The 19,655-nt window shown below is 43.9% G+C and carries 18 protein-coding genes and 3 pseudogenes; 6 read left to right on the top strand and 15 right to left on the bottom strand.

Translation table 11 applies throughout. From position 1 onward, the window contains the following. The first annotated feature begins 147 nt into the window (after window positions 1-147). On the top strand, window positions 148-462 hold the full coding sequence (locus HF992_RS12360; RefSeq protein WP_168548947.1) for a transposase: 315 nt from the start codon (window positions 148-150) through the stop codon (window positions 460-462). A gap of 42 nt (window positions 463-504) precedes the next feature. Here the strand turns inward: HF992_RS12360 and HF992_RS04920 are convergent, their stop codons facing one another. Further along, window positions 505-1,212: a UTRA domain-containing protein gene (locus HF992_RS04920; RefSeq protein WP_168548946.1), complete on the bottom strand. Its 708-nt coding sequence runs from the start codon at window positions 1,210-1,212 to the stop codon at window positions 505-507. 169 nt (window positions 1,213-1,381) lie between these two features. Here HF992_RS04920 and malQ point away from each other — a divergent pair, with 169 nt between their 5' ends. From malQ to HF992_RS04905, 3 genes are read left to right on the top strand one after another with little or no spacing between them, the layout of a single operon-like run. Further along, complete coding sequence (gene malQ, locus HF992_RS04915) at window positions 1,382-2,917, top strand: 4-alpha-glucanotransferase (protein WP_168548945.1); 1,536 nt, start codon at window positions 1,382-1,384, stop codon at window positions 2,915-2,917. A gap of 9 nt (window positions 2,918-2,926) precedes the next feature. Then, entirely contained in the window at window positions 2,927-3,718 is a 792-nt protein-coding gene (locus tag HF992_RS04910) for an endonuclease/exonuclease/phosphatase family protein (RefSeq protein WP_168548944.1), read from the top strand. Window positions 3,719-3,728: 10 nt separating this feature from the next. After that, window positions 3,729-5,894 carry a PTS transporter subunit IIBC gene (locus HF992_RS04905; protein ID WP_168548943.1) on the top strand — a complete coding sequence of 722 codons (2,166 nt, stop codon included), beginning with the start codon at window positions 3,729-3,731 and terminating at the stop codon, window positions 5,892-5,894. Window positions 5,895-6,148: 254 nt separating this feature from the next. Here the strand turns inward: HF992_RS04905 and HF992_RS04900 are convergent. The 9 genes and pseudogenes from HF992_RS04900 to HF992_RS04865 all read right to left on the bottom strand — a co-directional run. Then, window positions 6,149-6,364 (bottom strand): annotated as a pseudogene (locus tag HF992_RS04900) (transposase); the annotation flags it as partial. Between the two features lie 63 nt (window positions 6,365-6,427). Then, window positions 6,428-6,547, bottom strand: a pseudogene (locus tag HF992_RS12440) (IS110 family transposase); the annotation flags it as partial. 202 nt (window positions 6,548-6,749) lie between these two features. Continuing rightward, entirely contained in the window at window positions 6,750-7,772 is a 1,023-nt protein-coding gene (gene adhP / locus HF992_RS04895) for an alcohol dehydrogenase AdhP (RefSeq protein ID WP_168548942.1), read from the bottom strand. A gap of 156 nt (window positions 7,773-7,928) precedes the next feature. Continuing rightward, window positions 7,929-8,219, bottom strand: coding sequence for a hypothetical protein (locus HF992_RS04890; RefSeq protein WP_168548941.1), 291 nt, complete (start codon window positions 8,217-8,219; stop codon window positions 7,929-7,931). Beyond that, entirely contained in the window at window positions 8,179-8,430 is a 252-nt protein-coding gene (locus HF992_RS04885; RefSeq protein WP_168548940.1) for a hypothetical protein, read from the bottom strand. Before HF992_RS04885 ends, HF992_RS04890 begins: the two co-directional genes overlap by 41 nt. 3 nt (window positions 8,431-8,433) lie before the next feature. Continuing rightward, window positions 8,434-8,757, bottom strand: coding sequence for a hypothetical protein (locus HF992_RS04880; protein WP_168548939.1), 324 nt, complete (start codon window positions 8,755-8,757; stop codon window positions 8,434-8,436). After that, window positions 8,735-9,106: a hypothetical protein gene (locus HF992_RS04875; RefSeq protein WP_168548938.1), complete on the bottom strand. Its 372-nt coding sequence runs from the start codon at window positions 9,104-9,106 to the stop codon at window positions 8,735-8,737. The genes HF992_RS04880 and HF992_RS04875 overlap by 23 nt, the downstream gene beginning before the upstream one ends. A gap of 90 nt (window positions 9,107-9,196) precedes the next feature. Further along, window positions 9,197-11,470, bottom strand: a complete 2,274-nt coding sequence (locus tag HF992_RS04870) for a heavy metal translocating P-type ATPase (RefSeq protein WP_168548937.1) — start codon at window positions 11,468-11,470, stop codon at window positions 9,197-9,199. Further along, entirely contained in the window at window positions 11,436-11,897 is a 462-nt protein-coding gene (locus HF992_RS04865) for a BlaI/MecI/CopY family transcriptional regulator (protein ID WP_246201239.1), read from the bottom strand. The genes HF992_RS04870 and HF992_RS04865 overlap by 35 nt, the downstream gene beginning before the upstream one ends. A gap of 374 nt (window positions 11,898-12,271) precedes the next feature. Here HF992_RS04865 and HF992_RS04860 point away from each other — a divergent pair, with 374 nt between their 5' ends. Together HF992_RS04860 and HF992_RS04855 are read left to right on the top strand one after the other, a co-directional pair. Continuing rightward, window positions 12,272-13,570, top strand: a complete 1,299-nt coding sequence (locus tag HF992_RS04860) for an MFS transporter (protein ID WP_168548936.1) — start codon at window positions 12,272-12,274, stop codon at window positions 13,568-13,570. 72 nt (window positions 13,571-13,642) lie between these two features. Continuing rightward, on the top strand, window positions 13,643-14,680 hold the full coding sequence (locus HF992_RS04855) for an ArsR/SmtB family transcription factor (protein ID WP_168548935.1): 1,038 nt from the start codon (window positions 13,643-13,645) through the stop codon (window positions 14,678-14,680). Between the two features lie 431 nt (window positions 14,681-15,111). On the opposite strand, the pseudogene HF992_RS11965 reads toward HF992_RS04855, so the two are convergent. The 5 genes and pseudogenes from HF992_RS11965 to HF992_RS04835 form a co-directional block, all read right to left on the bottom strand. Continuing rightward, a pseudogene (locus HF992_RS11965) lies at window positions 15,112-15,264 on the bottom strand (IS630 family transposase); the annotation flags it as partial. A gap of 285 nt (window positions 15,265-15,549) precedes the next feature. Continuing rightward, window positions 15,550-17,061, bottom strand: a complete 1,512-nt coding sequence (locus tag HF992_RS04850) for a zinc ABC transporter substrate-binding protein AdcA (protein ID WP_168548934.1) — start codon at window positions 17,059-17,061, stop codon at window positions 15,550-15,552. Between the two features lie 12 nt (window positions 17,062-17,073). Beyond that, a complete protein-coding gene (locus tag HF992_RS04845; protein WP_168548933.1) occupies window positions 17,074-17,880 on the bottom strand; it encodes a metal ABC transporter permease in 807 nt (268 codons plus the stop codon). Then, a complete protein-coding gene (locus HF992_RS04840) occupies window positions 17,873-18,586 on the bottom strand; it encodes a metal ABC transporter ATP-binding protein (RefSeq protein WP_168548932.1) in 714 nt (237 codons plus the stop codon). Before HF992_RS04840 ends, HF992_RS04845 begins: the two co-directional genes overlap by 8 nt. Continuing rightward, the gene (locus HF992_RS04835; protein ID WP_168548931.1) at window positions 18,586-19,032 is read right to left on the bottom strand and encodes a zinc-dependent MarR family transcriptional regulator; all 447 of its coding nucleotides are present in this window, start codon (window positions 19,030-19,032) and stop codon (window positions 18,586-18,588) included. Before HF992_RS04835 ends, HF992_RS04840 begins: the two co-directional genes overlap by 1 nt. Between the last annotated feature and the right edge of the window lie 623 nt (window positions 19,033-19,655).

Below are 19,655 nucleotides of genomic sequence, written 5' to 3'. Positions count from 1 at the left end.
CTATATTCATCGTAGAAATTTGAAAAATTATGGACCCAATACTTGAACAAGAACGGATGTGTTCTACCACATTGTGTTTACCCACATCAAACATATGGAGAAAAAAACATTTTCAGATAACCGTTTTCACAAAAGTTATATCTTCTCATGAAATTTTATTATAATGTAAACGAAAATGGGGCAGAGCTAACGTACATATGTAAGCATCGTGAAAATATGTATGCCGTTGTGTTCACCTCTAAGTATGGACGAAAAGCAATCTATAATTACTGTCGAAGTAGTTTAGGTAAACTATTTCATCGCTTGTGTAGTCGCATAGATATCCAAGCGACCAAAAGACATTTAACACCAGACCACATAGTCAATATCCCCTCGCGAATTAACATATCTAGTTTTTGTGGGTTATTCAAAACGCAAGAGTACTCTATGGTAATTGACAAACACATCAATCTTAGATTATAAGCATGGGAATATCCGTTTTAAAATCCAGTAATGTTTCGCTGATTATCGTTTAGCAATAGAGATAAAGCTTACCTTATCTGGCCGATAGCTGATGGTATCGATCTGGAAAATTTGTCCACTGGTTAGATAAGCTATGCTCTTAACCACCACGACCATTTCATAGTCACCTAAGTCCATCAACGCTCTCTCTTCTTCATTGGCATGGCGAAAGGAGATTTCACGGCGAGAATGAGAAATAGTTAAGCCTAGCTCTTCCTCCAAATACCGATAAATAGACCCTTCTGCTATCCTACGGTTGAGAAAGGGAATGATGCGGCGATCAAAGTAAGAAATCTCATACTCTGAACGCTCCCCATCAATAGTCCTTACCCGACCAACGCGATAGAAATCAACGGCCTCATCTACTCCAAAGGTTTCCATCAAATCAGGTTGGCCTTGAACAATATAGAGGTCGGTCATCTCAGTTTCAATGTTGTGGAGCGCAAGTCGGTTTAACTCACTAGCAGTCTTGAGTTCAGAGACATACTGCTTTTTCATGTGGTTATGGTCTAGGACAATAGAATTTCTACCTTGACGTTTCTGAATATATCCTTCTAACTCCAGCATGGATAAGGCTTTCCTGATAGTATCTTTGGAATAAGAGTACATATCCATCAATTCATTCTCTGTTGGCAGTTCGTCGTTAGCTTTCCAGATGGCTTGTTCGATCTTATTTTTAATATCTGTGTACACTTTTTTATATTTACTCATCTAAAGACTTCCTGACTAAAGGTAGTTTTTTTTAAGTTTACCATAAAAGAGTATTAAAAAAAAGAGAATACTTTGAATTTTGAGGTGGGAATCATCAAAAAGAGTTTTTACGGAAAACACAAAAATTATTACGGAAAAGTTATTGACAAATTAAAGCGCTTCCGGTAAAATGAAATACAAAAGAAAGGAAAAAGTTATGACACAGCGAACCAGCGGGGTGCTGATGCACATTACATCACTTCCGGGGGAATATGGTATCGGTTCTTTTGGCCAGTCAGCTTATGATTTCGTTGATTTTCTGGTTGAGACGAAACAAACTTACTGGCAGATTTTACCACTAACAACAACGAGTTATGGCGATTCTCCCTATCAATCCTTCTCAGCTATCGCTGGGAACACTCATTTGATTGACTTTGCTCTCTTAAAAGACCAAGGGCTTCTGGAATCTTTAGATTTGGAAAAGATTGACTTTGGGGATAGGAAAGATCGAGTGGATTATGTGTTAATTGATCGGGTGCGTCGTCCTATTTTAGCCAAAGCTGTTAACCGCTTTTTGAACAATAGTGAGAACAGAGAGCGTTTGCTTGCCTTTGAAACAGAGCATAGCAGTTGGCTAGCTGACTATGCAGAATTCATGGCCATCAAGGAAACATTTGGCAATCGCGCCCTACAAGAGTGGGAAGATCAGGCAATCCTTGCGCGAGACGAGGCAGCCTTGTCCAATTACCGGTCGCTACTAGCCAATCAGATAACCTACTTCAAAGTTTGTCAATATTTTTTCTTTACCCAGTGGAAAGCATTGAAAACTTACGCCAATCAGCGTCATATCAAGATTATTGGGGATATGCCCATTTATGTTTCTGCAGATAGTGTAGAAGTCTGGACCAAGCCAGAACTCTTCAAGTTAGATGAATCCCGCAAACCAACTTATGTAGCTGGTGTCCCTGCGGATCAATTCAGTACGGATGGCCAGCTGTGGGGCAACCCACTTTATGATTGGGAAGCGCACGAACGAACAGGATTTAACTGGTGGATTTATCGGATTCGCGAGAGTTTTAAGCTTTATGATGTTCTACGGATTGATCATTTTAAGGGCTTCTCTGATTTTTGGCAAGTTGATGGAAGGGCCAAAGTGGCTAAAGAAGGTACTTGGGAACCGGGTCCAGGCTACAGCCTGTTTAAAACCATCAAGGAAACTCTTGGAGATCTTCCGATTATCGCAGAGGACTTAGGCAATATTGATTCCAAAGCCCGCCAACTGCTAAGTGACTGTGGATATCCTGGTATGAAGATTTTGGAGTTTGGCTTGAGTGACATAACTGGCAAGAGCATTGATGCACCTCATCGATGTGTTCCGCATTCGGTCGCCTATATTGGCACCCATGACAACGAGGTGGTCAATGATTGGTATCAGAAATTGAGCCCTGAACAAAAAGAGTATGTGGACGCCTACAGTAATCGTAAACCAATTGAGCCAGTGAATCAAGCCATCTTGCGAGTACTTTTTGGAACAGTCAGTAACATAGCTATCGCTAGTATGCAGGATATCTTGGACTTAGACGCAGACAGCCGTATGAATTTCCCATCAACTATCGGTGGTAATTGGCAATGGCGTATGAAAAAAGAAGATTTGACCCAAACTCATAAAGAATTTTTGGCTCGCATCACCCTTCTCTACCAACGGGAAAACGTATCAAATAGTTAGGAGACAAACGTGAAGTTCTTAACAATCAATGTTCATGCCTGGTTGGAAGACCATCAAGAAGATAAAATTGAAGAGTTGGCTAGGGTTATTGCTGAAAAAGACTACGATGTGGTTGCGCTTCAGGAAGTCAATCAGAGCATTACGGCTCCTTATGTCAGTCGAGAGCTAAAGGCTGATAATTACGGTCTAAAGGTTTTGGAGCACTTGGAGAGCTTGGTTGGACCGTGCTATTCTTATTTTTGGAGCAATTCACATATTGGCTATGACCGTTATGATGAAGGAATTGCCATCTTGACTAAACTTCCGGTTTACGAGGTAGATACCTTTTATTGTAGTCGCCATCGAACCCTAGATTCTATTTTATCTCGAAAGGTTTTGGGCGTAACCGTATCTTATAACGGGCAATTAATCACTTGCTATTCTTGCCATATCAATTTACCCAATAGTCCCGGAGAAGATCAACTGGAGAATATTGCGGCGATCGTCAAGCGAACAGATCAGCCAGTCCTAAAAATTCTACTTGGAGACTTTAACACAGATGCTGTTTCGGATAGACCAGCCTATGAGGCGATCAAATCCCTTGGCCTCTATGACGGGTTTGAACTAGCCCATGTCAAGGATTCAGGAATTACTGTTGAAAAGGCTATTGACGGATGGGATGGGAATACTCAGGAAAAGCGTTTAGATTACATCTTCTTGAATCAAGAAAGGGAAGTTCTATCTAGTCAGGTCATTTTTAATGGAAACAATAAACAAGCCATCTCAGACCACTTTGGTATTGAGATGATAATAAACATTTAGGAGCAATCAGATGAAAAAATTATTGAGTTTCGAATTTTGGCAAAAATTCGGGAAATGTTTGATGGTCGTGATCGCAGTTATGCCTGCGGCCGGTTTGATGGTGAGTATCGGAAATTCAATTCCTTTAATCAGTCCTGAATCAGAAATTTTGGCCCGCATCGGAAACATCGTGGCCCAAATTGGTTGGGGGATTATCGGCAATCTTCACTTGCTTTTTGCCCTAGCAATCGGTGGGAGCTGGGCTAAAGAAAGGGCAGGTGGTGCCTTCTCAGCTGGTCTCGCCTTTATCTTGATGAACCTGATCACAGGAAACTTTTTCGGTGTGACAACGGACATGTTGGCAGATTCAGAAGCGACAGTTCAAACGGTTTTTGGGACGCAGATTCCGGTCAATGGCTATTTCGTGAATATCCTTGGTCAGCCTGCTCTGAATATGGGAGTCTTCATCGGAATCATCGCTGGTTTTGTTGGGGCAACAGCCTTTAACAAATATTACAGTTACCGTAAGTTACCAGATGTTCTAACCTTCTTTAATGGCAAACGCTTTGTTCCTTTCGTCGTTATTTACCGCTCAGTTATTGTCGCTCTTGCCTTGGCAGTTTTTTGGCCAGTCGTTCAGACAGGGATCAATAGCTTTGGGAAATGGATTGCCAATTCACAAGATACAGCACCGATTTTAGCTCCCTTTGTCTACGGAACTTTAGAACGCTTGCTCTTGCCGTTTGGCCTTCATCATATGTTGACGATTCCAATGAACTACACATCACTGGGGGGCACTTATGACGTTTTGACTGGAGCTCAAGCTGGTAGTCAGGTTTTTGGTCAAGACCCTCTCTGGCTAGCTTGGATTACGGACTTGATCAATCTGAAAGGTGTCGGAGATACGGCTCAGTATAATGACCTATTAGCAACCATCACCCCTGCACGTTTCAAGGTTGGCCAAATGATTGGTTCGTCTGGCATTCTTATGGGTTTGACCTTGGCTATGTATCGTAATGTAGACCGGGATAAGATGAAGAAGTACAAAGGGATGTTTATTTCATCTGCACTCGCAGTTTTTCTAACAGGTGTTACCGAACCGATCGAATTCATGTTTATGTTTGCCGCTCTGCCACTTTACATTGTCTATGCGCTGGTGCAGGGTGCGGCATTCGCCATGGCAGACCTTGTTAATCTCCGCGTTCATTCGTTTGGGAATATTGAATTTCTAACACGTACACCAATGGCATTGAAGGCAGGTATTGGGATGGACCTGATTAACTTTATCTGGGTTTCTGCTCTCTTCGCTGTCATCATGTACCTGATTGCTAACTTCATGATTAAGAAATTCAATCTAGCAACTGCTGGTCGCAATGGCAATTATGATACGGAGGCAACCGACAGCATCCAAACAGGAGGAGAAGTGGCAAATGCCAATTCTCAGGCTGTTCAAATTATTAACCTCCTAGGTGGTCGGGAAAACATTGAAGATGTCGACGCCTGCATGACCCGTCTACGCGTTAGTGTGAGAGACATAAAGCAAGTTGGTTCAGAACTTGCTTGGAAACAAGCTGGTGCCATGGGATTGATTGTTAAGAATTCTGGTGTTCAAGCTGTTTATGGTCCTAAGGCTGATGTTCTAAAATCAGATATACAGGACTTGTTAGATTCAGGAGTCACAATCCCCAAAACAGTCATCCAAAAGCATTCAGAAGAAGCCAATCAAGATGCCTTTAAAGGAGTAACAGTGTCTGTTCACTCAGTTGCACAAGGACAGATTATTTCAATTTCAGACGTCAAAGATCCGGTTTTTGCACAAAAAATGATGGGAGATGGTTATGCAGTAGAACCAGCTCATGGCGCGATCTATGCCCCTGTATCAGGGCTTGTAACCAGCGTCTTTCCAACTAAACATGCAGTAGGTCTTTTAACAGACGAGGGCTTGGAGGTTTTGATCCATGTTGGTCTTGATACAGTAGCACTCAATGGTGCGCCATTCTCTACCAAGGTTATCGATGGTCAGCGTGTGGCAGCAGGTGATTTACTTTTGGTTGCCGACATAGAAGCGATAAAATCAGCCGGTCGTGAGGCGACAACAGTGGTTGTCTTTACCAATACAGCAGAAATCCAATCTGTGACGCTTGTAACAGAGGGTGAAGCTACAAAAGAAACCCTTGTCGCCAAAGTTATCCTATAATTGAACTGCATTTCGAGTTCTTTATTGCGTTTTCTCAGTTCAATCGACTCACACTGTTCATCGGTTGGATGAACAATAGACTTGAAGGAACCAGTTGCTTGGCTCTCACACCAGATATAAAAACTAATCCCAAAGCCCTCATTAGGTGTATCAGCCTAGTGAGAGCTTTGGGTTGATGCTTTATTGGCTATCCCTAGGTCATACTCATCCAAAATCGGCTCATTGTCAACTGTAGTCGGTGACTTATAACATGTACGCGAGAGAATCAGCTTGGTTCTCTCTTTTTGCACATTCAAAGCTATCAAAATTTTAGTTTTAAAGTTCTTGAATTTTCTAAAACCAAAGGCATTTCGTTTGATGTCTTTGATCAGTTTATTCGTGGCTTCTAGTTTAGCGTTGGAGTAAGCTAATTCCAGGGCATCAGTAATGTCTTTTTTATATTTTTTAAAGGTCTTAAAGACTGTTTGAAAGGTTGTAAGCATCTAATAACGAAGTACCTGTAAAACTCTTTCCGCCTCCGTTATACTGTCATTAGAAAACGGATTTTTATCATGTCCCCCCCCTATGGTGATACGTTCCTTGGCAAGGAAGTTCCCCGACTCATAGTGCCTCAAGTCAATGCCGATAAAGGCGTTGATTTGATTATGTGACTTTCAGTTTTTGTTACGACGTCCAGCGTCAAAGGACCTAGCGACTTAACAAGACACCACTACTTTAACATAAAGAAAAAGTAGTGAGTATTTTCTCCCGTCGGAGATTTCCTCACTACTAATCTTAGTATGTTTTGATACACCAAAAAAGCTCCATAATCTCCATAGGGGAGCTACCCACTACAGAAATTATAGAGCCTTAAACTCAATGTGAGTGGGTGAAATCCAATACCATACGACCTTGGATCGTGCCTGCAGCCATTTCATCAAAGACCGCAACAGCATCCTCTACTGGCCGTTTTTCAACAACTGGAACAACCTTACCTTCTGCTCCAAATTGGAAGGCTTCTTCCAAATCCTTACGGGTACCAACCAGAGAACCGATGATTTCGATACCGTCAAGGACAGTCTTGACGATTGGAACATCCATTGTTTCTGATGGTAAGCCGACAGCGACAACCTTACCAGCTGCACGAACAGAGTCAATGGCTTGGTTGAAGGCTACCTTAGAAACTGCGGTAACAACTGCAATATGAACACCACCAGTCTTTTCTTGGATAAGACCTGCGACATCCTCTACTTCACGACCATTGACTACAAAGTCCGCTCCACTTTCAAGAGCTAAATCTAGCTTGTCTTGATTGATGTCAATCGCTACAACATGGCAATTGAAGACATTTTTAGCGTATTGAATGGCTAAGTTTCCAAGACCACCTGCTCCGTAGATGGCTACCCATTGACCCGGTGTTGGTTTAGCGCATTTGATGGCCTTGTAAGTTGTTACCCCAGCACAAGTGATGGAGCTTGCCTGCGCAGGATCAAGGCCCTCTGGTACCTTAACCGCATAATCTGCTGTTACGATACACTGCTCTGCCATGCCTCCGTCAACAGAGTAACCTGCGTTTTTAACGGTACGGCAAAGGGTTTCATTACCGGTTGTACAGTATTCGCAGTGTCCACAGCCTTCAAAGAACCAGGCAACAGATACACGGTCTCCAGGTTTGAGGCTGGTCACGTCTGGAGCAACTTCGCGGACTACACCAATCCCTTCATGCCCAAGAACACGTCCAGGCACCTTGCCAAAGTCTCCTTGAGCTACGTGCAAGTCTGTATGGCAAACCCCACAATACTCAATGTCTACAAGGGCTTCACCTGCTTCTAGGGCACGAATGGCGTGCTCCGCAACTTCCACATAGGTCCCTTCTGGGTTTACAACAACTGCTTTCATTTTCTTTCCTCCTTTTGGAATGGTTTTCATTTTCACATTTATTATAATACTTTTTGGAACCGAATTCAAATATTTTGTGATTTTTTTATCAAAAAAATTCTATGGTTCAAACTTTTTAACAAAAAAGAGGTGGTCATTCCCAACCTCTTCTAACAGTTAAATAAGCTTCCACGAAGAATTCTGCCGTTCAATCCAAAGGACTCTATTTTCCACTTTAAAGGCAAATTCATTCGTCAGGATCTGAACGGACAATCCCTGATTCTTAGTATCATAGGTTAGCTTGGCATGAAGGACCCTGACGAATTCTGTAAAGACCAACCACTCCTCTTGCTCCCTAAAGATGATGATGTCCTGCGGAAAGCTGACCTGCCAATCCCCAATCGTAATGGTTTGCTTACTCGCCTGCTCAGCCATTGCCATGCCCCTCGCGAGAAATGTAAATCGCATCTCCCTTGAGCAAGAAATGGCTCTGCCAGCGTGGTAAAATCTTGATGCTCTGGTCTTCTTCTTGGTAGATCAGAACGGCATTGAAGTCAGTGTAGTTCTTCTCAATAACCAGCAAGGTCTTTGCTTCTTCATCCACGTGAAAACCAAAGGATTCATCTATAAAGATGTTTTTTCCGTAAAAGGCAATCTGACGATAATTTTTTTCTGTCATAGCTTACTCCAATCGATAAGTAAAATGGGCTTTTGAATATGGAAGATCTGTTCCATCGTCCTCGAAAGGACTCTGCTCCTGGTCATAATCTGGATAAATAGAGACCAAGTTGTCCTTGAAAGTCAATCCGACCTGCCAACGGGGCTCAATCTGCAAGGCCTGAGCCTCAGCGTCGTAGGATAAACAGGCATGAAGGACCTGTCCATCTCGGGAGAAGGCCAACCAAGCCTGCCGTTCACCAACCTGCTTAGCCAAACGCAAGTCCTCATGGACAAGGAGGTCATAATCGCCGATGGATAGTTTACTATGGTCTGAGATAGTTTCCATAATAGTCATATGCTCCTAATCTACCACCTTTTCTGTTATACCATTTCCAATAACTCCCTCCGTGTGATCCTACACCGCTATTAATAGCTCGATCACGAATGATCTCATTTCCTCCGGGGCCAAAAAATGGACCAGCTCCTGCACCTGCATCATAAGGTCTACTGCCATATTTATTGACAAAACCTCCTCCTCCAAGATCTAATGGATCAGCAAGCTTTAAAGAATATAGACTATAGCCATCTGACTTTTTCCTTCGTTTAACCAGGCAATATTCCGTTGTCAACCATTCCTCACTTTTTAGCGTGAGGAACCGGCCTTTTTCAACTGCTGGATAAACACTAAAATACATCTACTGCCTATAAGCGTTAAACAGAAGAGGGTTATTGGAAAACCTCGAAAGCCTCGTCTCAAGAGCGCAAACAAACTGCTACCTTATTCACTACAGTTTCCGGCTCTTCAACCTCAGGGCATTGGCTAATACAGAGACAGAGCTCAAACTCATGGCAAGGCCTGCTAACATAGGATCCAGCAGGGGACCACCGAAAAGGTAGAGGAGACCCATGGCTACTGGAATCCCTAGCAAGTTATACGCAAAGGCCCAAAAGAGGTTCTCTTTGATGGTGCTGAGGGTCACTTGACTCAATTTTAGAGCTGTCAGCACGTCTTGAAGATTAGCCCGCATCAGCACCATGTCCGCAGACTCTATCGCAACATCCGTTCCCGAACCGATGGCTAAACCAAGATCAGCTTGAACCAGAGCGGGAGCATCGTTGATTCCATCACCGACCATAGCGACCTGTCGACCCGCAGCCTGCAAGTCTTGGACAATCTGTGCCTTATCCTTTGGTAAGACCTGACTGAAAACTTGAGTGATCCCGACTTCTTCAGCGATAGCTTGAGCAGTCGCCTCGTGATCCCCTGTCAACATGACCACCTCTAGCCCCAGAGTTTTCATTTCAGCGATAGCTTCTCGACTGGTTTCTTTGATTGGATCTGCGACAGCGATTAGACCAATCACCTGCTGGTCAAGAGCCAAGTAAATCGGTGTCTTACCTGCCTCGGCCAGCCTTTGCGCTGTCTGGCTGAGAGCGTCGATGGTTACAGCTTGCTCGGTCATCAGCTTTTCATTGCCAAAAGCTACCGGAGCTTGATGGTAGCGGCCGATAATGCCCTGTCCTGGGACGGCCTGAAAATCCGTTACTCTTAAACGTGACTCCTCTGATTTGTCCGGCAAAACAGTTGCAACATGGCTTAAAATCGCCCGTGCCACAGGGTGCTCTGAACCCGCCTCACAAGCAGCCGCTAGCGCTAAGATATCCCTTTCCTGCCATGGTGCCATAGCAAGCACATCTGTTACTTGGGGTTTGCCTTCTGTAATGGTGCCTGTCTTGTCTAAGACGATAGTATCCACATGATGGGCTGTCTCTAGGGCCTGGCCCGACTTGACCAAAATCCCGTGCTCCGCTCCCTTACCGGTCCCCACCATAATGGCCGTGGGCGTTGCCAATCCCAGCGCACAAGGGCAAGCAATCACTAAGACAGACACAAAGATCTGGAGCGCAAAACTGAAATCACCACCTTTGGCAAAATACCAAAAGGCACTGGCTAACACTGCCAACCCAATGACCATCGGAACAAAGTAAAGGGAGATTTTATCTGCCAATGCCGCAATTGGTGCTTTAGAGCCTTGTGCGTCTTCGACCAGTCGGATGATTTTGGAGAGGGTCGTATCTTCCCCCACCTTGGTTGCTTCGTAGTCAATGCTGCCATGCTGATTGATGGTTGCACTAATGACATTATCGCCTACTGTCTTATTGACAGGCATACTCTCTCCGGTAATCATGGACTCATCCACAGCCGTTTCACCTATGAGCACGCGTCCATCCACAGGGATGATGCCACCAGGCTTGACCCGTACCACATCTCCCAACCGAATGTCCTCTGTATCAATCTCGACCGCCTGTCCACGACGCACCACCGTCGCTGTCTTAGGAGACAAGTCCATTAGGCGCTCAATCGCCTGAGAGGTCTGGCGTTTCGCTCTCAACTCCAAAAATTTCCCAAGCAAAATCAAAGTGATAATCACCCCTACCGACTCAAAGTAGAGATGGTGCGCAAAATGATTCTCCCCCTGGCCAATAGCCCAAACAGCATAAAGCCCATAGAGAAAGGCCGCACCTGTCCCTACAGCTATCAGGCTATCCATGTTCGGGTGGGCTTTGAGAAGATTGCGAAAGCCCCTCCGGTAAAAATCACGCCCAAACCACATCACTGGTACGGTTAAAGCCAGCTGTATCAACGCAAAAGCCATGGGAGCTATATCTGGGGATAATTGGTTGGGGATCGGTAATCCGAGCATACTTCCCATTGATAGGTAGAGCAAGGGGAGGGCAAACACCATTGCCCAGATTACTTTTCTTTTAAGAGCCTTACTCTGTTTCTCCTGATAGCCTTGGTCTGCTTGATAGCTTTGACGCTGATTTTTGACCTTAGGAATCGCTTCATAACCGGCTGCTGTAACAGCATCTACAACGGTCTGCCAGTCAAAATCCGCACGATAGCTTTCAACAGTCAAATACTCTGTGGCTAAATTAACCTGGGCGCTGGCCACATCTGCCAATTGACTAACGGTTCGTTCCACCCTAGCTGCACAGGAAGCACAACTCATTCCATTTACCTTATACCTCTCTTGAACCATGACATCCTCCTCCATGTTGACCGCAGGTACATTGTCCTGCTATACACTGACAAATCACTCGCTCAGGCGCCAGCTCTCTCTTTTCCAGAGCAAGCTGACTAATGTCCTCTAAATCTGCTTTACTAAATGCTCCACATTCCAATAAAATCCTAACAAGATCTACCTGCTTGGTCGTACAAACACTGGATTGCAAGGTGCTGATTTCCTGTAGCAGTTTGTCACGTTCACTCACCAAAGCCCTATAGTGGTACTTGCCAGCTACTTTTTCCGCTATAATTAGCCCCTTGTCCCTCAGCCTGCCGAGAAGCGTCTTGACCGTCACTCCCTGCCAATTCAAAACTGAACTCAAATGCGTAATCACTTCCGAGCTAGTCGCACCTGGATTGGCCCAGAGTACCCGCATCACCTGCCACTCTGCTTTAGACATCGCATCTTTTTCCATCACTTCTCCTTTTTGATGACAAATGTAATCGATACTATAAAGTTTACACCTGTCATCGAGTTTTGTCAAGATAGAGGTCACATTTTAAGACCATATGAGTCAATGGCTGAAATTTCTCCAGATGCCCCGTGATTAAATAGCCGTTTGAGTCCTGTTGATTCGTTTTTCAGTCTGAACGACTAGCTTTCTTGGCATTACCACTTATAGCATAGCGGTGTAGGTTCATGCTATTCATTGGCTAAAATATTTTAGAACTTCTTTTAAAAAATAAACAAACGTTTAATTAAAATAAAACAAACGGTTGACAAAAAGGAAATATGTGGTAAAATAAAAATTAAGCATATGATTAATTTTTGTAAAATAGGAGATGGATTGTGAAACGCATCCTTGGGAATAAATTGTTTATGGCGAGCTTTGTCTCAGACATGTTGTCCAATTTTGGAGATGTCTTGTATTACTTGGCATTGATGAATTATGTCTTGCTGTTGCCGGATGCCAAATTGGCTATTTCATTGGTGACCTTATCCGAGACTTTGCCGTATTTGACCATGATTTTCATGGGCATGTGGGGCGATAAGACCAAGAATAAGGTAGATACGATCTTAGCGACCCAATTCTTTCGTGTTGGACTTTATGTTCTAGTTGGTTTGGCCATGGGCTTTCCACCAGCCCTTTGGATTGTGATTGTTGCTGTCATTGCCAATCTGCTTTCTGACTTGGCGGGGCAATACGAAAACGCGCTTTACACGCCCCTTAGCCTACGGGTTGTGGCAGATGAGGATAGAGAAACCATGTATGCCTTTCGTCAGGCAACCCGATCCGTATTGCAAATCGTCTTTCAATCCAGTGGTGCCCTTTTAATCACGCTGATGACTTACCAGCAGTTAGCGTTCGTCAATGCGGGAACCTTCTTGGGAGCAGGCTTGATTATGCTCGTTCTACGTCCTGCCTTTCAAAAGCTCTTGAAGGAAAGACCGATTGAGGTGGCTCAACACTCAGAGAATCAAGGGGAGGCCCGTCATTTCTTTGCCAATTCTTGGCAATCCCTTAAAGCGTCTTATCAAGTGATGAAAAACCTTCCCTTGCTTCAGACTTCTATTATGACTATTGCTTGTTTAAATGCCGTTTTTGTCGCTGTCGGTAGTCTCTTGGTCTTAACCATTAAAGATCATCCTTCGTTCGTCCTCATCAATCCAGCCACCACTTTGGCAACCTTTAGCATCATGCAGCTGCTGGGGAATGTCGTTGGAAGTGTTTTGGGAACGACTCTTTTTAAAGCATTGAGCTTCGAAACCCTTTTGAAATGGTCGACGCTGATGCCAGTGTTGATGTTCACAAGTTTCCTTTTACACAATACCTATATGGTTTTCTTGGTTATTTTTGCAACGACTATGACTGTTGGAATCTTTAGTCCGAAAATGCAAGCCTACGTCGTTCGCTCCATCCCTGAAGAAAGCTTAGCCACCGTAGGAGCAGGCATCAATACCTTCTGTACCTTTGGAATGGTCGGAGCTCAGTTTATCTTGTCTGGTTTGGTCTTGGTCCTTTCTTCTGATATGATTTCACTTCTTTTCTTGGCCTTGTCCCTGCTTCTTTTTGGGGTTACCATTAAAAATAGCCTGAAAAAAGCAGAGCCAGTACAAGCAACTGACAGTCGTATGAATCAAGTTTAATCTATCCATGGTTTACAGACGGCAGCCATTTTGATAAGATGGGAGTAAGAATGTCTAGAAAAGGAGTAGCAGATGGCGGTACATTATTCAGCTGTTGCCAGTGACATCATGGAGCAGTGTTTTATCCCCATTTTTCTTGCCTCTAAAGCAGAAAGGGAGTGGGATTTTTCCAATAAGGAACGGGAAATCCTAGGGGATGTTCTACCGATTATGGAAGAGTTGCGGGACTTGTTCTTGCCTTATGAAGAAAAAATCAAAGCCTATCATTTGATGGGTTACGGCTTAACCCTCTTGCAGTGTGCTTATTTGACCCTTGTGGATGAAGGGAATGCCCCTCAAACGATGGAGGACGTTCATGAGGGCTGCTTAGGATTTTCTGCAGAAACCATCCAAGAATTGTTACGGGATTTGGTCAATACTGAAATTGAACACATGAATCAGGAGGCAGACTTTTGGGAACGATTAGAGCAATCCTCTATGAAAGCCGAATCCAAGTGGTACATGAGCCTGTTCTATCGCAACCCACTGGCTTCCATGAAAGAGTTAGTAGACTTGTCTCGCAAGTTGGTGGAGCTTTATCAACCCTATTTAGAAAAAGGTCGGGCAGAACGCCAGGCCTATGCGGAGCATTTTTCATTAGAGGAATTTTTGACAAGCTCCAACTATTTTTCACAATATAGTACTGGTGTTTTTCCAGAGAATGATTACCATCTCTACTTGGTCAGTCCCTGGTTGCTCCGCTTTGCTTCCTATAACAATACTGATGGGACCGGTTACTTCATTGTTTCCTGTCGCGTGGACCAGCTTTTAGAATCTCATCACGAATTGGATGTGGACACTTTTACCACGACCATTAAGGTCATAAGTGATGCGACTCGTTACAATGTCTTGGTTGAATTGACCAAACCCCACGCAAAGAGCAAGGATATTGCCGAATCTTTGGATATTACAGGAGCGGCTGTGTCTTTTCATACCCAAAAATTGATCAACGCCCAGCTTTTGGTCATTAACCGCAAGGATAAGGACATCAAGTACAATGTCAACAAGGCATTATTGAGGGAAGTCATTGCCAAATTGCAGAATGATTTTGCCTTAGAGGAGAATGACTGAAACCCATCTATGCCGTTCAATTAAACTTTGAGCAGCTCCCTGCCAAGTAGAAAAGGAACTAACAAAAGATTAATCAAGGACCTTGCTCCCCAATTCAAGAGGAGCAAGGCCCTTATTTATTTCTTGAGATAGTTATTGTTGTCAACGGAGATATCGTTCTCCACATCAACAACCCGCTCATATCACTCCATTTTAAAGTCCCCAAAGAAATTTTCAAGGACTGCCACATTTTCCAACTCAAAATAGCAATTGCGTTAGCTGATCATGAGCCGTTTTAGTGCTCCACTTGAAAACAAGGCAATCCTAGTGATAATGAGGCAGAAACCTTAGCAGTGCAACCGTCCAGTAGGCAGTTGAACGACTGGCTCTGAAAGCGAGAAAGCAACTTGAAACCAATTCTCTCCCAAAATCAAAACCTAACTTTTTGTAAACTAATGTCTGTTGACGATGGTGTTTAAAACTGACCAATCTAAGCCTCGTATCACCTCTTGTAGCTTCTCAATGACATCGTCCAGTGTCTTAAAAGCCTTGTTTTTTAAACCCCATTTACAAATTTCAGCCCAAACTTGCTCAATCGGATGCCTCTTGGCCGTATGACGTTATTTTTTAATTTTTGTTAAGGATAAAGTCCTTCGGATTGTGTCCAAGGTCAGTTGGGAATTCCACAATCCGGTGGACTGTGGAAGCTCCAAGTCTAGAAATGACCTAACGAGGAAGATTCAGGGCAAGCTCTCACAGGTCTTCTTCCGTCTTTGACCTTCTTTTGAGCACAAGAAATCCCCTTAGCGTTTCTCGTAAAATAGGGTTACTATTTCACTGTCCACGATAAGGGGAGGCTATCAGACTACCATCTTAATGGCGTCCCGTTTTTAATGGGCCAACATTTCCTGTGCAATGTCAAAGGCATTGAGGTCAGTTGGGTAGTAGGTTGGCCAGTTTTCCAATTCTTCCAAGAGCTTTTCCTGGCTCTCGCTACCAAAGTAAATATGGAAATGACCCGTCTTAACAGGAGCAATGTTGTGGTCGCTGAACTGGACATACTTGTAATCGCCAGCATCTTCATTAGTTGCCTCAAAGAGGAAACGAACGCCACGGTTACCTTTCTTGTAGGTCAAGACTTTATAGCCGACATACTTGTAGGTGTTTTTATGCCCTTTTCCATCCACGATGAATTCCATGCTATCTTTGTCGATGTTAATTTGCTCAACATCAGTTTTATACCCAATATCGTAGTAATCCTTGTACTCAGCTGCTGTCATGGCACCGCCTGATTTCTTAGCCTTATAATCCCAGACTTGATCAAAGGTCCCATCAAGGAGATAAGGGTAAACAGACTGCCATTGGCCAGCATAGTCTGACAAGTCACGATCTTTGATGTCACTGTCTTCAAAATAACCATTGTAGACCGTTTTAGTATTAACAGGCGTCTCTGGGGTAACTTCAGGACCTTCTGTCTCAGTCGTTAACTTGAGAGCCTCTAAGTTCGATTCTGCTGTAGAGATATAGGTTTCTCCTGCCTTCATAGCTTCCGCTGTCAAGCTTTCCAAAGGATTGAGGACAGCTGTTTTGACACCAGTTTCTTTGGCGAGGGTCTCTGCTACTGCAGAAGAAGCTGTCTCTTCAAAGTAGATATACTTGATAGCATTGGTCTTAATATAATCTGCCAGTTCTGCCAAGCGAGTCACAGACGGTTCATTTTCTGGGCTAATGCCTGACACTGATACCTGTTTCAAACCATAGTCCAAAGCCAAGTAAGTAAAAGCAGAGTGTTGTGTCACGAAACTCTTTTGTTTAGCCTGAGAAAGGGTATCTGTATAAGCCTTATCCAGGGCAGTCAACTTTTCAATATAGGCTTGAGCATTTTTAGTGAACACATCTTTCTGCTCAGGATAGGTCTCAATGAGCTGATCCCTTAAAGCCTCAACCATCATGATTGCCCGGTAGGGTGAGGTCCAGACATGAGGATCATAATCATGGTGGTGGCCTTCTTCGCCATGAGCGTGGTCATGATCATGTTCTTCACCGCCAGGCAACAAAAGCATACCTTCTGTCGCAGAGATGACCTTAACATCTGACTTGGTTTTCTCGAGGTTTTCTTCGAGTTCATGGACCCAGGTTTCCATATTTTCGTTAGCATAGACAAACGCGTCTGCATCCTCGATCTTGGCAATATCTTTAGCAGATGGCTCAAAGCCGTGAACCTCTGTACCAGCCTCAATCAAAAGCTCAACGTCAGCCTTGTCACCCACAATTTCCTTGGTGAATTCATAGACTGGATAAAAGCTAGCAATTACTTTTGGCTCCTCAGATGTCGCTTGGTTAGAACAAGCGGCTAAGAAAGCTGCTGATAAAGACAAGCCTAATAAGGCTAATTTTTTCATGAGAAACTCCTCTTATTTTATAAATTTTTTCAAAAGACTAACGACCAAGAAAATGGTCACAAATACCATCGTAATACTAGCTGACGCCGGTGTATCCAAATGGTAAGAAATGATCGGGCCAGATAACATCCCCACAAAACCAATCCCGACTGCCAAGGCCATCACCGTCTTAAAACTCTTTCCCAGCTGAAGAGCAATTGAAGCCGGCAAGACCATAATCGTTGATACCAGCAAAGCACCTGCCGCTGGTATCATGAGAGCAATCGCCACACCCGTCACCATATTAAACAGGATTGACATAAACCGAACTGGCAAGCCATCCACATAAGCCGTATCTTCATCAAAAGTCAGGATGTACATCGGACGCAGAAAAAGGGCTGTCAATATCAGCACAACACCTGCAATTCCAAAGAGAGCCATCACCTGTCCTTGACTAATGGTCACAATCGAGCCAAACAGATACTGGTCCAAGCTCATGCTGGAAGCACCGCCTGACTTGCTGATAACAATCAAGGCAATCGCTAGACCGGTTGACATCAAGATCGCCGTCCCAATTTCCATTAAACTCTTGTAAATAGTCCTTAGGTATTCTAGGAAAATCGCTGCCGCTAACACCACCAAGATCGTGGATAAACGCGTATCTAACCCCAGTACAAGACCCAAGGCTACCCCAGCTAGAGACACGTGACTGAGTGTATCGCTCATCAATGATTGCCGTCTCAAAATCAGGAAGATACCCAAGATCGGCGCAAAGGCAGACATGGCAATCATAGCCAAAAAGGCTCGCTGCATAAAGGAATACTCAAACAAGCTAAGCATGCGTCACCTCCTGATGGTCATAGTCACGTTCATGGAGGTTAAAACAGCGCCACGGAGACTGTTGATCCCTTACCAGATGGATATTACGGTCCGCAAAAGCCTTGACCTCATCTGGATCATGGGTAATCATGAGGACCGCCTTGCCATGCTTCTTGGCAGAATGGTACATCAAACCATAAAATTCTTCTTTAGAGGTGATGTCCATTCCTGTTGTCGGCTCGTCCAGGATAAAAATATCCGGATCGCTAGCAAACATCCGAGCGATAATAGCCCGCTGTTTTTGACCGCCAGATAGCGAGCCAAGACGTTGATTGCGATGCTCCCACATTCCGACAGACTCCAGACTGACCCGGACATGTTCTTGGTCGTGGGAGGTCAATCGCCGAAACCATCCCTTTCTTGGGTAGCGGCCTGATTGAACAAATTCGTGAACCGTTGACGGAAACCCCGCATTAAAGCTGGCTACTTGTTGAGGCAGATACGCTAAGCGTAATTTTTGCCCCGACAGGCTCTTGTCTGAAATAGTCACTTGCCCCTTCAATGGCTTCAAAATTCCTAAGGTGGCCTTAACCAAAGTTGTCTTGGCCGCACCATTTTCCCCCGTCAGAGTGATGAATTCCCCACTGTCTAAATGGTAGGAAATCCCCTCTAAAACAGGCTCCTTATCGTATTGAAAGGATAAATTTTCAACTGTAATGTAGCGCATCAGTCCTCCTCAATCTTAACTAACAAATCCCGGAGGAAACGGCTGATGACCGCCTGCTCATCAGCAGAGTAGGTCTCTATCAAGGCTTCGTAAGTTCCAAGCGTATGCGCATGGTGATGCTCATGCTCTTGCGCAATCGGTCTAGCCAGATCTGTTAATTGATGATAGGTCATCCGCCCATCCTTGGCATCCCTGACAGACTCCAACATGCCTTGAGCCTTAAGCGCTTTTATCGCCTTGGTTACAGCTGCCTGGCTGACATTTAGCGCCTTGGCTAGGTCAGAATTGTTCAAGACGCCGTCATTGATTAACATGAGAATATGTTCTTGGGTGTTGGTCAAAGAAACATCACTCTGGCAGGCGCCAACTAAGAGCTCTAGATGGTTTTCTGACTTTAAAATAATGGCATTAAGTGCCTGATCGATCTGTTTAGCTAAAGCAGTCATTTTAAGTATAAGTCCTTATCTTTATGTGTTAACAGAATCTATTCTATCATTAACTGGTTAAATAGTCAAAAGTAAAAGTTTTCTTGCCACTTTTAGAATTAAAACTGAAATAGAGAATGCAGCCTTCCCTTAAAACCAGCTGCTCCCTTAAAATCAAAAAAACAGAAGCCTTTTGGCTCCTGCTTATAGGTTTAGTGAATCGCTTGAGCTTTCAAAGAATAGTCTCGAAAACTTGTGGACAACTATAAAAAGTAACAACGTCAGCGAAATTTAGTAGATAGGCTTCACTCACAACTCACGCTTTTTAGATTCATCAGCCTCAAAGCCCTCTGCATCTCACTGCAAAAATAAGTTTTAAGAGGGGCATCTGATAGGTATTCAACTTCATGCTAACGCTGTCAGGGAAAGTTCTAGCTGGTAGTCTTAAAGTAGCGCAACTAGAAAACTCTTTGAGAGTAAGTTCCATTGATTTCAGACCCGTATATTCCCAATGAATCGTTTGTGTTTTTAAACAAAATCTCCTGATAGCAATGCCACATAACAAAACAGTCTTTGCCTATAGGGAAAGTTGACCAAAAGCTACTAATACCAGCGAAGGTTTGGTAAACTGAAACCCCTGTTAA

The organism is Streptococcus ovuberis, from assembly GCF_012396585.1.
GTDB lineage: Bacteria > Bacillota > Bacilli > Lactobacillales > Streptococcaceae > Streptococcus > Streptococcus ovuberis.
Note: the sequence above shows the minus strand (reverse complement) of the source record. Positions and strands in the feature narration are given on the sequence as shown.

Coding starts and splice junctions, on each gene's coding strand:
- HF992_RS12360 (WP_168548947.1), top strand. CDS start 148: ATGAAATTTTATTATAATGTAAACGAAAATGGGGCAGAGCTAACGTAC.
- HF992_RS04920 (WP_168548946.1), bottom strand. CDS start 1,212: ATGAGTAAATATAAAAAAGTGTACACAGATATTAAAAATAAGATCGAA.
- malQ (WP_168548945.1), top strand. CDS start 1,382: ATGAAATACAAAAGAAAGGAAAAAGTTATGACACAGCGAACCAGCGGG.
- HF992_RS04905 (WP_168548943.1), top strand. CDS start 3,729: ATGAAAAAATTATTGAGTTTCGAATTTTGGCAAAAATTCGGGAAATGT.
- adhP (WP_168548942.1), bottom strand. CDS start 7,772: ATGAAAGCAGTTGTTGTAAACCCAGAAGGGACCTATGTGGAAGTTGCG.
- HF992_RS04890 (WP_168548941.1), bottom strand. CDS start 8,219: ATGCGATTTACATTTCTCGCGAGGGGCATGGCAATGGCTGAGCAGGCG.
- HF992_RS04885 (WP_168548940.1), bottom strand. CDS start 8,430: ATGACAGAAAAAAATTATCGTCAGATTGCCTTTTACGGAAAAAACATC.
- HF992_RS04880 (WP_168548939.1), bottom strand. CDS start 8,757: ATGGAAACTATCTCAGACCATAGTAAACTATCCATCGGCGATTATGAC.
- HF992_RS04875 (WP_168548938.1), bottom strand. CDS start 9,106: ATGTATTTTAGTGTTTATCCAGCAGTTGAAAAAGGCCGGTTCCTCACG.
- HF992_RS04870 (WP_168548937.1), bottom strand. CDS start 11,470: ATGGAGGAGGATGTCATGGTTCAAGAGAGGTATAAGGTAAATGGAATG.
- HF992_RS04865 (WP_246201239.1), bottom strand. CDS start 11,897: ATGGAAAAAGATGCGATGTCTAAAGCAGAGTGGCAGGTGATGCGGGTA.
- HF992_RS04855 (WP_168548935.1), top strand. CDS start 13,643: ATGGCGGTACATTATTCAGCTGTTGCCAGTGACATCATGGAGCAGTGT.
- HF992_RS04850 (WP_168548934.1), bottom strand. CDS start 17,061: ATGAAAAAATTAGCCTTATTAGGCTTGTCTTTATCAGCAGCTTTCTTA.
- HF992_RS04845 (WP_168548933.1), bottom strand. CDS start 17,880: ATGCTTAGCTTGTTTGAGTATTCCTTTATGCAGCGAGCCTTTTTGGCT.
- HF992_RS04840 (WP_168548932.1), bottom strand. CDS start 18,586: ATGCGCTACATTACAGTTGAAAATTTATCCTTTCAATACGATAAGGAG.
- HF992_RS04835 (WP_168548931.1), bottom strand. CDS start 19,032: ATGACTGCTTTAGCTAAACAGATCGATCAGGCACTTAATGCCATTATT.